Here is a 13,064-nt window from a genome sequence, read left to right as displayed (position 1 = left end):
GAATCGCAGTATTACAAGATAAGTAATAATTTATAGTTAGATTACAATAAATCAAAATAGTGAGCCCGTAGGAACTTTAGTTTCTACGGGTTTTTTAGCGAACTATTTTGATTATTTGATATAAAGCCTCTGATAGATTCAGCTGTCAGAGCTTTTTAATTATTTGATATATTTTAGTTGTGAAAGTTTTTTAAAATCTATTTACATTCGCCCGCCCTTTTACATTTAATAACTTTTATAATATATTCTGCTTTTTATTTAAAAGCATCTTAATAAAACATATAAAGCCCGCCCAAATTTTATTTGGTGTAAAAATGCAATTAACGCACGTAAAAATATTATAGATATGCATATTAAATATAAATATCACTCTGATAACCAATAAAATCTATTAACCGTGCGTGTAAATAATCAATTCTTTGAAACTGCTTTTCTTTTCTCCATAAGAAACAACCCTATACCCAACAATATTAATACTATTCCAATAAACTGCTTTAAACTTATAGATTCACTTAATATAAAATAACCAAGTATGCATGTACCAACAGCCTCGCCTAATATAGTCATTGATATAACAGTGGCAGAAAACCATTTCAAAAGCCAAGTAAACACCACCTGACCAAGCATAGTAGATATAACAGTTAATGCTACTAAATAAATCCAAGTAGAAGCAGAATATCCTGTAAAAGGGATTTTCATAAAATATGATAAAATACCCAAAAATATAAATGCACTAAAATAACTCAAAGCTATCCAATTAACAGCTGATAATCTTACCCTTGTATACTGCCCTATTATAAAATACATACTTATAAGACCTGCCGCAATGAAAGCAAGTAAATCACCAAATAAAGCCTTTGAACTTATCTGAAAATCTCCCCATCCTATTACAAATGAACCTACTATTGCTATAATAAAACCTAATATAGCAACGAATGTGTACCTCTCTTTAAAAAAGAAATACCCTGCAACTAATGAAAATAAAGGCTGTAAAGTAACTATTACTGTAGAACTAGCTACTGATGTAAAGTTCAATGATTGAAACCATAAAAAATAATGCGCAGCTAATGAAAAACCTGCTATTATAGAAAGTATAACTTCCTTTTTTGTTATTGATAAAAGCTCCAATCTATTTGATTTTTTTAATATGCTTATAGGAAGCACAATAAGAAATGAGAAAAATATTCTATAAAATGCCGCTATAGAAGAAGGAGCATTTGCAAGCCTTACAAATATCGCAGAAGTTGATAATGCTATTACTCCAACTAATAAAAATATACTCTTACCCATAAATAGATCCTAATTTATAACTACTAAAAAAATAATAATATATTAAAAAAATAGTATTGCAACATTTACAATAATATAATAGCATATAAATGGTAATTTAATAATACAAAATGGAGATTTAAGTTTATGAAATATATTTTTATAACAGCTATGCTTATAATATCAAATATGTTATTTGCATATAATCAAACATTTAAAGTAGGCGAATATATAAAATATGATGTATTGGCACAGGTTCCAGAATTTAACATAAGCGGAAAAGTAGGTATGCTTGAAGCAAAAGTTCTTGCTATAAGCAATGTAAATGGAAAATCTGCTTATCATCTTTATGCCCATGTTTACACAACAGGAGCTGCTAATATGCTTTATAAGGTAAGCGATATATTTGAAGCTTGGGTTACTACAAATGATTTTACTCCTATAGTATTAAAAAAAGATACTTCTGAAGGTGATTGGACTAATAAAGAAACTTTAACTTTTTATAATAACTACTATTTGTTTAATGATAAGAGAACTGTAAATGAAAAAATAGAGTTTAAGGGAATGGCTTTCGATGCTTTATCTCTTGTATTTTTTATGAGATTCGTTGATAAAAATATAGGTACATTTAAAATTAATTGGCTTGAAGGCAAGAATGTTAAAAAAGATATAAGATTTACTATAGAAAACGGAGATGAAATAAAAACTAAATTGGAAAGGGGTAAATTAGCTACAACAAGAGTTTATGAAAAAGATAAATATGGAACTGACGCACTTATTGCTAAAGATAAATATAATCAGGTGCCTTTAGATGTAATTATAGCCGAACAAAAAATTTATGGTCTTACATTAAGAGTAAGAGGTATAATTAGAGAATATAAAGATGGAAAATAAAAAGATTATAGAGAGATAGTAAAGATAAATTTCTATCTCTCTATAATCTTAAATATCTAAAATATTTTTATGAGATCATTTACTAGCTTCAAATTTATCATTGATTTCTTTAACTAAATTATCAATAAGTTCATCATTCATACCATGTCCGCGGCAGCCTTCTTCCAAACTTTCCCAGCTTGCAACATGGCATCCTACACAATGAAGTCCGTGACTCATCATTATTTCTACAGAATCAGGAAAAACTTGTATAATTTCACCTATACTCATAGTTTTGTTGATCATAATTTATCACCTCTTTTTATTTTTTTATATAATATATATAATTGCTTTTTTTGTCAAAGTGTAAAAAATAAATGCTAATTATTAGAAATATGCAAAATAGGATAAAAATTGTCAAATTTCTTTATATGTTTTCTTAAATAACTTAAATTCAATTCTCCTGTATTTTCTAAAGCATTAATCTCCATTTTAGACATTTTTCTTACATCATGCGGCATATTAAGTTTTTTATATATTCTTTTTAATATCATAGCTACACATAATTTTTTTGTATCATTGCTGTCAAATAAAGATAATGAAGTAATCAAATCAAATCCTTCAATATTATTTAATGCAAAATAAGAATATAAAAGCGATACATTAATATCAGATTCGCTTCCTAAAAACTCAGCCGTCTCTTTAATTATTCTAAAGGCCTCTTTTTCATTTTTTTCAACACCAATTCCATTATAATAACAATGTGCAAGAAGCCCTTTTCCGCATGAACATTTAGAATTATTCATATCTGCTAGTTCTTTAGCTTTATAATAAATTTCAAATGCCTTATTACTATCTTGTTCAACCCCTCTTCCAAGCTCATAAGCCCTTCCTATAATACTAAGAGAACATTCAAAAGTATTATCCATCTCAAAAGTCATATTAGCCATTCCTACAGCTATTTCAGGCAAAGGGGTTATAATGTCTCCGTAAAATAATTCTTTAGAATATATATAATAAGAAATTACATCATTTAGCTCCATAGCTTTTTTAAGCATATGAATGCCCTCTTCATTATATTTACTAGGCATATTGTATAATAAAATATTAGCAATAGATCTGTATATTACAGCCTTATCCAAATTCCCATTTAAACAGCTTCTTAAATTGTTAAGCATAAGCTCATAATTATCAGAACCTATCATTTGAAGAGAATATGCATATATAAACTTAATGTAATCTATTTCTTCATCACCTTTATATACATATTTAAAAAACTCATCGCATACTTCTGCTGTTTTCTCATAATCTCTAAGTTCATAATAAGAAAATATAAGCAGATAATATGTTGAATATTTAAACTCACTTTTATCTATTTTTTCTAAATAAAGCAAAGCCTCTCTATAATCGTCGTCACTTTGAGCATAATTATGATAAAGCTCAGCTATCTTTTCATAAAGCCAAGCACCAGCATCGCTTATCTCATGCAGTATCTTTTTGAATTCAACTATAGCTTTTCTTATTTCACCCTGATAAGCATATAGATTTCCCCTGTAATATCTGTACTGCATATTCTTAATTCCAAGTACATCTATAATCTTATTAAGCAAATAAAAAGCTTCTTCCAAATCCTTACCCTCTTCCTGACTGTCCGGATAAAACTCATTATCATTTTCAACTATAAAATCATGCAAAGCCTGCGCCTTTCCAAGCAAAGCATCCAATCTGTATTTATTATTATGCTTAAGAAGCTCATTATAATTTTCTATAGCTTTTTTATATTTTTCTTTATTAAAATACCATTCAGCTCTTTCATATATAGCATTAAAATTTATAGGATTAAGCTCAATAGCTCTGTCCAAAAAGAATATAGCATCATCATAAAATTCAGAATGTATACCTTTCTTAGCCAATATAATGCCTTTCAAAAAATAAGCATCATCATACATAGGAAAATCTTGAATAAGTTTATTAGCCTCTAAATCCGCTTTAGGAAGTATATTAAGATTATAATAACAAAGTCCCCTTTCAAATCTGGCTATTCTGCTATTATTAATATCTACTTTATTGATAAAATCATCATAGTATCCTATAGCCTGATGAAAATCTGCCTCATTTTCTCCATTATTAAGATAGCTGCTTGCTAGTATAAGTAAAGCATCATAAGCTGTATCATCTTTATCAAAAAGTATCTGAGCGTATTCTCTTTCTTTGTCTATATTTTTTAAATCCCTATTTAAATACATAAGCCCTCTGTATGCATCTACTATATTAGGGTCAATATCTATAGATTTGTTGAGATCATATTCTATAGTGGAATATATTAAAGCAACTCGGGCATCATATTTCGTATTATCAAATTCTTGATTCTGAAGTTCTATAAATGCAGATTTTCCCCGCATATAAAAAGCTCTGGCATTATCAGGTTCCATTGATATAATAATGTCTAATTCTTCTATAGCTTTTTTATAATCCCCTTCATCCATATATTTGCTTATTTCATCTAAGGAACTCATAATTATGCTCTATATCCTAGCTACTAAACCTAATAAAAATTGAAATACAATTTTAAGTATTAGAGGAGCAGCTAATTGAAGTGCTAAAAGAAATACTAAAGGAGATAAATCTATAATCCCCACAATAAGTCTTCTTCCGCCGAATATTTTATCTATAACTCCGTCAGTTATTTTATAAAAGAAATTTACTATAGGATTATAATAATCTAAATGCATAGCTCCGAATGCTTGAAGCCAGCTTAATATAATCCAAACAAACCATATAAATGAATACAGTCTTAAAGCCTGTATTAATAAAACATATATAAAATTAACAACTTGTATTAACATATAACTCCATTAATTGCTTATATTATTTAAAGCATCATCAACATTATCTGATATATTTACTATAGTTAAAAATTTAGTAGCCTCAAATAATTTTTTTAGCTGATTAGTCATAGAACAAAAATAAACAGTTCCTCCATTCTCAGCAGATACTCTTAAGGCAGAAGCAATAAGTCCTAAAGCAGAAGAACACATATATTCTATGTTATGAAAATCAAATATAAAATTTAAAGCTCCGGCATTTTTTGCATAATTTAATTTATCTTCTAATATATCAACGTTTTCGGATATAATATTCTTTTCAATGTTAATTATGGCTGTTTTATCCTCAATGATTGTACGAACCATGAATACTCCTTTAATAAAAAACAATAAAAAAGTAGAACTAATTACCTAATTTACAATATTATTATAAAACATTAAAAAATCAAGTAATTTTTTATTTTTCCCATTCAATAAGTATAGGGCAATGATCGCTTCCCATTACATCTGTTAATATATCAGCTCTTTTGATATTAGGAGTTATTTCATTATTAACAAAGAAATAATCTATTCTCCAGCCTACATTCTTTTCTCTGGATCTTGTCTTCATATCCCACCAGCTGTAATGTCCGCCTTCTTTAACAAACATTCTAAAAGTATCAGTAAAACCTTTATTTAAAAACTCTGTTATTTTAGCTCTCTCCTCAGGCAAAAAACCTATACTTTTTTCATTCTCTTTAGGTCTTGCCAAATCTATAGCCTCATGGGCAATATTCATATCACCGCATAATATAACATTAGTTTTACTTTTTAATTTACTTAAATGCTTTGTTATCTCATCATAAAATGAAAGTTTATATTGAAAATGCTCTTCTGACTTTCCTCCATTAGGAAAATAAACATTAAATATTGTAAAGTCATCAAATTCTAAAGATAATATTCTTCCTTCTCTGTCCGAAAATTTACTTCCTAATTTATTTTTTATCTCTTTATTAGGTTTTAGCTTTGTATATATTGCAACTCCGCTATATCCTTTTTTTACTTCCGGATCAGCAGGATTGATAAAAAGCTCATAGCCTTCTATATTTCTTAAATCATTCGGAAGCTGTTCTTCAAAGGCTTTGGTCTCCTGTAAACATATTATATCAGGATTCTCTTTTTTTATAAAATCAACCAAACCCTTTTTATATGCCGCCCTTATTCCGTTAACATTCCAAGATATTATTTTTAAGATACTCATTAAATACCCTTATTTATTTTTTTAATCAATTATATAATTTTATAACAATAATACAACTATATAAAATACTTAAATAATAAATATACAAATTGTTGATTTTTTTTCATTTATTATATATTATATATATAATAAATATATAATAAGGGTGTATTGTGAAAGTAAGATTTCTTGGAAGCAGAGGATCTATACCAACTCCTGGTAATAGTTTTAATGAGTACGGCGGAAATACATCATGTCTTCAAGTTATAGATGATGATGATAATTATATAATATTAGATGCCGGAAGTGGACTTAAAAATGCAAGCTACTATATCTTTAAGTCAGAAAAAACAGAAAGTATTATATTACTTACTCATTTCCATTGGGATCATATTATGGGCATACCTTTCTTTGCTCCTTTCTTCTCTAGTAAATACAGCTTTACAATATACGGACCTAAAGACTCATCTACAGAAATGTATGATACTATAAATAATATATTATCTAAGGACTATTTCCCTGTAAATTTAGAACAGTTCGCAGCAAAACTAAAATTTGAAGCATTTTATGAAGGTAAAAAAATAGTATTCGGCAATATGATAATAGAAAGTATATGGGTTAATCATCCATGCCATACATTATCATACAAAATAACTTCAGGAAATAAAACTGTTGTATATTTAACAGACCATGAACCATATAAAAGACGTCTTCATGCTCAGCATCCTTCTCTTTCACATTATAATCATAATGCCGACTTACTTCATGCAAGATTAATAGATTTTGTAAGAGGTGCTAATGTTCTTATAATAGAAGGTGAATATACTAAAAGCGAATATTTCAACGGACATATAGGATGGGGACATTCAACTTTAAATGATTCTATTCAAGTTGGGTTAGATGCAAATGTACCTTATGTAATAATCCATCATCATAATCAAGAAAGAACCGATGCTCAAATTAATTTAATATATAACAAATTAATGGCTTTCCTAAATAAAGAAGAAATAGATTTACAATTAGCATTTGCTAAAGAAGGTTCATATATAATCTTATAAAAAATAAGGGCCTTATTATTAAAGCCCCTTATTTTACAAAACTCAAATTACAATTTAAAGAAACTAATACTTTCTTCAAGCTTTTTAGCCCTAGCTAAAAGATTTTGTGATAAATTACTGGAGTCTCCAGCTAAATGAGCATTTTGAGTAGTTATTGTTTCCATACTGTTTATAGCTGTACTAATTTGATTTACTCCTGACTGCTGCTCTAATGCTGTTGTTGTAATATTTTCCATTAATTCTGAAGTTTCTTTCACTTTACTTTGCAATTCAATAAATATTTCCTGCGATTTTCTAGCTGTTTTTGTGGCATTATTGATTTTCTCTGCTGTATTATCAACTAAATTAGTAATATCTTTAACAGATGCCTGAGTAGTTTGTGCTAAGTTTCTAACCTCACTAGCTACAACAGCAAATCCTTTACCCTGTTCACCCGCACGTGCTGCCTCTACTGAAGCATTCAAAGCAAGTATATTAGTTTGGAAAGCTATGTCTTCTATTATTTTTGTTATATCTTTTATTTTTTCACTTGATTCATAAACATCCTCTATATTTGAAGATGTTTGACTTATTATTTGAGCCGCCTCTTCTATATAATTAATAGATTCATTCATCATATCTTTACCATTAATGGCATTTTCTGTTGATGATTGTATTGTAGAAACTATTTCCTCAACGCTTGCTGCTGTTTCTTCCAAACTTGATGCTGTAGATTCTGATCTGCTTGACAACTCCCCGCTGCTTTCCATCATAGTTTGAGAAGATGAAATAATCTCTTTTGAAGTATCATTAACTTCATTAATAACTTCTACTAATTTCTGACTCATTATATTAAATGTTTTTTCCAATCTTCCAAATTCATCTTTTCTTTCTTTTTCTATTTCTTTAACTTCTATATAACCTTCTGATATTCTCTGAGCCTGCTTCATTAAGATATCTAAAGGCGACATTGTTCTTTTTATATAAGCAACAGTAAATGCATTTATAAATAATGCTGATAATATACATATTGCTATAGCTATTCTGATCATTCTGATATTTTCTCTGTAAATAATTCTATCATCCATAGCCATTGTTAAAGTCCAAGGAACTTCATTCATCTTAGTATAAACAGCTGTTCTTGAAGCGTTTACAGATTTATAATTAATAACACCGCTTTGTTTATTATCATTTTTTATTAAATCAAAATATCCTCCGCCATTTTCATTAATATAATTATAAGTATCTATAACTATAATTCCATCTTCATCCAATGCAAATAATCTTCCTGTTTCATCCAATTTCAACTGTTTTAATGAATTTATTACCTCTTCCCAATTTATTATCATATAAATGGTACCGATTAAATTATTATTATCATCTTTTACCCCTGCTATTATAGCTAATGACCATTTATCATCAGAGGATGATTTAATTATTTTAGTACCATAAGCAACATCATAATTACTTTTTGTGAAATTATCCCAAATACCTGGTCTTAATCTATGTATATCCTCTCCTATTGAAGATTGCTTGGCATTATTCAATATTATTCCATTGGTATCAGTTACACCTATATTTAAAGAGAATTTATTAATAGCTTCGAATTTACTCAAAGTCTGTTCCAATTGAACATCAGCATTAGTATTTCCAGTATTAGACAAATAATTAATAACAGCTGGGGTTATAGCATAGGTTTTTATTAAAGTTTTATTTTCTGAAAGCCAAGAATCAAGCATAGATTTATAACCTTCTATAGTGGAAGAAAAACCGGAAAATGTTGTTTTACTTACTCCTACAAACGATCTGTATGACAATAAGCATATAGTTATTACTAAAATAATAGTAGTTATTATACTTATTGTAAGCGGCATTTTAAATCTTATAGAATGTCTCTTTTTCATAGTAAAAAATTCTCCCTAAATAAATATTCCTACAATATCATATTAAAATATTATAAGACAATTACAAAATGACATATACATAATTTTTTTAAAACATACTATTATATAAACTATTTTTCGTAATTTACTGTAAAATATATATATGAAAATATATTTTATGATAAATATTTAGATTAATAATTTTAACTTTACAAAAAACATTAATTTTAGTATAATTAATTTGATTACATAACTAAATACTAGAGGCATACAGAAATGACAGATAAAAAGTTTTATATCACAACTCCAATATACTATCCTTCAGATTATTTGCATATAGGTCATTGTTATTGTACTATAGCTACAGATACAATGGCAAGATACAAAAAAATAATGGGATATGATGTTTATTTTCTAACAGGTACTGATGAGCATGGTGAAAAAATAGCAAGAAAAGCAGAGGCTGCAAAAACTACTCCGAAATCTTATGTTGACAATATTGTTAATGCCACAAAAGAGTTATGGAAAAGACTTCATATTGATTATAATCATTATATAAGAACTACTGATGATTATCATGAAAGAAGAGTTCAGAATATATTTAAAATACTTTATGATAAAGGTTTCATATATAAAGGTGCATATAAAGGACTTTATTGTGTAAGCGATGAAGCATTTTTCACAGAAAGCCAAGTTGTAAAAAAAGATGATGGAAAATGTTATTGTCCTGACTGCGAAAAAGAATTAGAATATAAAGAAGAAGAATGTTATTATCTTAAATTATCTGAATATGGGCAATGGCTTATAGATTATTATAAAGAACATCCTGAATTTTTAGAACCTAAAGAAAGACAAAATGAAATGCTTAAAAACTTTTTATTGCCTGGTTTAGAGGACTTAGCAGTTACAAGAAAAGGATTAAAATGGGGAATACCTTGCCCTATAGATAATGAACATAGTATATATGTTTGGATTGATGCTTTATCCAATTATATTACGGCATTAGGATATTCAGAAGAAGGACAGGATGATTTATATAAAAAATATTGGCCATGCGATGTACATTTTGTAGGAAAAGAAATAGTACGATTCCATGCTGTTATATGGCCTATAATGCTTAAAATGCTTGATATACCTCTTCCAAAAAAAGTGTTCGGACATGGATGGGTATTATTCGATGATGGTAAAAAAATGAGTAAAAGCAGAGGAAATGTAGTTGATCCTAATACATTAATAGATAAATACGGAGTTGATGCTTTAAGATATTTCTTAATGAGAGAGATTAATTTCGGTTCTGACGGATATTATTCTCAAAAAATGTTCTTAAAAAGAATAAACAGCGATTTAGCTAATGATTATGGTAATTTATGGCATAGAATAACAACAATGCTTGGAAAATATTTTAATGGAGTACTTCCAGATGAAGTTGAAAGTGTTTACGGAGATAGAGAAAAAGAACTTAAAAAAATGGTTCTTACACTTGATGCTAATGTTGAGTCTTCTTTAGATAGTTTTAAATTCCATGAAGCTTTATCAAATATTTGGGAAGTTATTAGAATGACAAATAAATATGTAGAAGATAGTGCTCCTTGGAATTTGGCAAAAGATGAAAGTAAAAAAGAACATCTTGCTAATGTAATGTATATATCTTTTCAAGTATACTATATAGTAACAGCATATTTACAAATATTCTTTGTAGAAACTCCTAAGAAAGTATTTAACAGATTAGGACTTGGAGATAGTATTCCTTTAGAAGATGCTAAAAAATGGGGATCGCTAAAAGCAGGAATAAAAATAGAAAAAGGAGAAGCCCTATTTAATAGATACGATATAGAAAAAGAAATAGGAGTTACTCCTACAGAAGAAAATAAAAAACAAGTTAATCCGCCTAAAGAGGATAAGCATAAGCCTAATATAGAAAAAGATGATTTTGATAAATTAGAGTTATTAACAGCTAAAATATTGGTTGCAGAAAAGGTAGAAAATGCTGATAAACTTTTGAAGTTTGTGCTTGACATAGGAAATGGAGAACAGAGAGTTGTTGTTTCATCCATAGCAGAATATTATAAACCAGAAGAGATGGTCGGAAAAACTATTCTTTATTTGGCAAATTTAAAACCTAAGAAATTTAGAGGTGTTACTTCTCATGGAATGCTTCTTTTGGCAGAAAATGGAGATACACTTTCTCTTATGAGTCCTGAAAAAGATTTCCCGGCAGGATGCGAAGTAAATTAAAAAATAGAAACTATTATTATAAATGAAGAACTTAAAAGAAAATAAACTTAGAAAAAAATTAAATAAAAATAAGCTTAGCGATAAGCAGAAAAGTATTTTAAAAAGAATGGCTATTATTTTTACTTTAGCCATTATAGTAATAGTTTTTATTGTTGGTATAAATAAAGCTAGAATTCTAAGAGTAGAGATAAGAGGATTAAATAAATTAAATGCTATAGATATAATGAAAGAATCAAACCTTTCACAATATAATAATATAAGTTTATTTAATATACCGAAACAAGAAATAAAAAATAATATAGAAAATAATCCTAGAATTAAAGTTGAAAATATAAAAGTTTCTTTTCCCGATTTGCTTATAATAAATGTATCGGAAAGGGATAATCTTTTCTTATTGGAATCGAGTACAGGAATATATGAAATAACAGATGACGGATACATTATAAAAAATGAATATATATATAATTATGATGTTCCATATGTTACAGGATTAACTATAAATCCTACTAATAAACAAATAGAAAATGAATATTCAAAATATATATCTTCTGTAATATATGATTTAAAGACAAATCATAATGAAATATATAATATAATATCTGAAATAAATGCTTTTGGTAATGATTTAATACTGTATCCTAGAGGTTATCAGGTACAGGTAATATTAGAAAAATATGTAAAAGCTGAAAAATTTGTGGATTTAACGGCTATATTAAAAACAATTCAAAACCAAGATACTAAAGCCCATAGAATTGATTTTAGATTTAAAGAGGCTATAGTCAACTGAAATTATTTTGACAAAGACTATTGACTTAAATAATAAATTTATTATAATCTATCTATGGTTATAGCAGCTTATCTTGAGATACTCAATACTCGATTTTACTTTGGACAATAAAGAGGTTATTTTTTATGGATGACTTAAAAAATGATTTTTATCATAATGTAATAAACAATTATGATGAATATCTTAAAATAGTAGATATATGCCATAATTTAGCGTCTATCAGAATTAACCATTTAATAAAAACATTCGGCGGATATAATTATGAAAATGAATGCTACTATAATGAGTTTAAGAATAAAGATATATCATATTCTATAGATATATATTGTGATAGAATCGATTCTACACGTTTAATAATTCATTCAAGCAAAGGATACAAAGATTTGGAACAATTGCTTATGGATGAAGAATGTATATATGGTTTTAATAAATCAAACGATGAAGATACGTTATATAGAAACTTCTCTTTTCCTAAAGAAGAAAAGAAATTGTTTTTTATAACAGAAAAGTTAATAAAAATTTTTAAAAGTAAAACTCTGATTTTAAATCAATAATTTTTTTACTTTGCCTATTGACTAATTTCAATAAATTCAATATAATATTATCCAATATCAAATATTTTTTATTGGGATTAATAAATTGTGTTGAAATCATATAGAGAATTATATTTTGATATATTAAAAAATTACGATGAATATATAAAAATAGTTAATATCTATAATAATTCATCTTTAATAAGAATAAATTATTTAATAGAACTATTCGGCGGCCATAATTACGAAAATGAATGCTACTACAATACATTTAAGAAAAATGATAATTCATACTATTCTATAGATATTTACTGCAATAAATTTGACTCTACACGTATAATATATACTCAAGCAAGGGACCTAATGAATTAAATAAAATATTAAAAGAAAATGATATTATCGG

At 27.3% G+C, this 13,064-nt stretch carries 13 protein-coding genes; 6 read left to right on the top strand and 7 right to left on the bottom strand.

Annotated features, from left to right (window positions below; genetic code table 11):
• Positions 1-411: 411 nt before the first annotated feature.
• Positions 412-1,290, bottom strand: a complete 879-nt coding sequence (locus tag T324_RS0104695; RefSeq protein WP_028329176.1) for a DMT family transporter — start codon at positions 1,288-1,290, stop codon at positions 412-414.
• Between the two features lie 150 nt (positions 1,291-1,440).
• Between T324_RS0104695 and T324_RS0104690 the strand changes: the two genes are divergently transcribed.
• Positions 1,441-2,163, top strand: a complete 723-nt coding sequence (locus T324_RS0104690) for a DUF3108 domain-containing protein (RefSeq protein ID WP_028329175.1) — start codon at positions 1,441-1,443, stop codon at positions 2,161-2,163.
• 75 nt (positions 2,164-2,238) lie between these two features.
• Here T324_RS0104690 and T324_RS0104685 read toward each other — a convergent pair whose 3' ends face one another.
• From T324_RS0104685 to T324_RS0104665, 5 genes are all read right to left on the bottom strand, one after another.
• Entirely contained in the window at positions 2,239-2,448 is a 210-nt protein-coding gene (locus T324_RS0104685) for a DUF1858 domain-containing protein (RefSeq protein WP_028329174.1), read from the bottom strand.
• 74 nt (positions 2,449-2,522) lie between these two features.
• Positions 2,523-4,658, bottom strand: a complete 2,136-nt coding sequence (locus tag T324_RS0104680; RefSeq protein WP_028329173.1) for a tetratricopeptide repeat protein — start codon at positions 4,656-4,658, stop codon at positions 2,523-2,525.
• A gap of 9 nt (positions 4,659-4,667) precedes the next feature.
• Complete coding sequence (locus T324_RS0104675) at positions 4,668-4,988, bottom strand: YggT family protein (protein WP_028329172.1); 321 nt, start codon at positions 4,986-4,988, stop codon at positions 4,668-4,670.
• A gap of 9 nt (positions 4,989-4,997) precedes the next feature.
• Positions 4,998-5,333: an STAS domain-containing protein gene (locus T324_RS0104670; protein WP_028329171.1), complete on the bottom strand. Its 336-nt coding sequence runs from the start codon at positions 5,331-5,333 to the stop codon at positions 4,998-5,000.
• A 91-nt stretch (positions 5,334-5,424) separates the two neighbouring features.
• Positions 5,425-6,207, bottom strand: a complete 783-nt coding sequence (locus T324_RS0104665) for an exodeoxyribonuclease III (protein WP_028329170.1) — start codon at positions 6,205-6,207, stop codon at positions 5,425-5,427.
• A gap of 152 nt (positions 6,208-6,359) precedes the next feature.
• Here T324_RS0104665 and T324_RS0104660 point away from each other — a divergent pair, with 152 nt between their 5' ends.
• Positions 6,360-7,244, top strand: coding sequence for an MBL fold metallo-hydrolase (locus T324_RS0104660; RefSeq protein WP_028329169.1), 885 nt, complete (start codon positions 6,360-6,362; stop codon positions 7,242-7,244).
• A gap of 47 nt (positions 7,245-7,291) precedes the next feature.
• On the opposite strand, the gene T324_RS0104655 is transcribed toward T324_RS0104660, so the two are convergent.
• The gene (locus T324_RS0104655; RefSeq protein WP_028329168.1) at positions 7,292-9,127 is read right to left on the bottom strand and encodes a methyl-accepting chemotaxis protein; all 1,836 of its coding nucleotides are present in this window, start codon (positions 9,125-9,127) and stop codon (positions 7,292-7,294) included.
• Between the two features lie 255 nt (positions 9,128-9,382).
• Between T324_RS0104655 and metG the strand changes: the two genes are divergently transcribed.
• From metG to T324_RS18405, 4 genes are all read left to right on the top strand, one after another.
• Positions 9,383-11,341: a methionine--tRNA ligase gene (metG, locus tag T324_RS0104650; protein ID WP_028329167.1), complete on the top strand. Its 1,959-nt coding sequence runs from the start codon at positions 9,383-9,385 to the stop codon at positions 11,339-11,341.
• Positions 11,342-11,363: 22 nt separating this feature from the next.
• Positions 11,364-12,128, top strand: a complete 765-nt coding sequence (locus tag T324_RS0104645) for a cell division protein FtsQ/DivIB (RefSeq protein WP_028329166.1) — start codon at positions 11,364-11,366, stop codon at positions 12,126-12,128.
• A 125-nt stretch (positions 12,129-12,253) separates the two neighbouring features.
• Positions 12,254-12,682 (top strand): hypothetical protein, encoded by a 429-nt coding sequence (locus tag T324_RS0104640; protein WP_028329165.1) that lies wholly within the window; start codon positions 12,254-12,256, stop codon positions 12,680-12,682.
• Positions 12,683-12,769: 87 nt separating this feature from the next.
• Entirely contained in the window at positions 12,770-13,033 is a 264-nt protein-coding gene (locus T324_RS18405; protein WP_028329164.1) for a hypothetical protein, read from the top strand.
• Positions 13,034-13,064: the final 31 nt, after the last annotated feature.

Source organism: Brachyspira alvinipulli ATCC 51933, assembly GCF_000518245.1.
Taxonomy (GTDB): domain Bacteria; phylum Spirochaetota; class Brachyspiria; order Brachyspirales; family Brachyspiraceae; genus Brachyspira; species Brachyspira alvinipulli.
The sequence above is the reverse complement of the archived record's forward strand: the minus strand, read 5'-3'. Positions and strand labels throughout refer to the sequence as shown.

Bases quoted from the DNA above. Each gene is read 5' to 3' on its own strand.
- T324_RS0104680 (WP_028329173.1), bottom strand. From the start codon at position 4,658: ATGAGTTCCTTAGATGAAATAAGCAAATATATGGATGAAGGGGATTAT.
- T324_RS0104645 (WP_028329166.1), top strand. From the start codon at position 11,364: ATGAAGAACTTAAAAGAAAATAAACTTAGAAAAAAATTAAATAAAAAT.
- T324_RS0104690 (WP_028329175.1), top strand. From the start codon at position 1,441: ATGCTTATAATATCAAATATGTTATTTGCATATAATCAAACATTTAAA.
- T324_RS0104675 (WP_028329172.1), bottom strand. From the start codon at position 4,988: ATGTTAATACAAGTTGTTAATTTTATATATGTTTTATTAATACAGGCT.
- T324_RS0104685 (WP_028329174.1), bottom strand. From the start codon at position 2,448: ATGATCAACAAAACTATGAGTATAGGTGAAATTATACAAGTTTTTCCT.
- T324_RS0104655 (WP_028329168.1), bottom strand. From the start codon at position 9,127: ATGAAAAAGAGACATTCTATAAGATTTAAAATGCCGCTTACAATAAGT.
- T324_RS0104670 (WP_028329171.1), bottom strand. From the start codon at position 5,333: ATGGTTCGTACAATCATTGAGGATAAAACAGCCATAATTAACATTGAA.
- metG (WP_028329167.1), top strand. From the start codon at position 9,383: ATGACAGATAAAAAGTTTTATATCACAACTCCAATATACTATCCTTCA.
- T324_RS0104665 (WP_028329170.1), bottom strand. From the start codon at position 6,207: ATGAGTATCTTAAAAATAATATCTTGGAATGTTAACGGAATAAGGGCG.
- T324_RS0104695 (WP_028329176.1), bottom strand. From the start codon at position 1,290: ATGGGTAAGAGTATATTTTTATTAGTTGGAGTAATAGCATTATCAACT.
- T324_RS0104640 (WP_028329165.1), top strand. From the start codon at position 12,254: ATGGATGACTTAAAAAATGATTTTTATCATAATGTAATAAACAATTAT.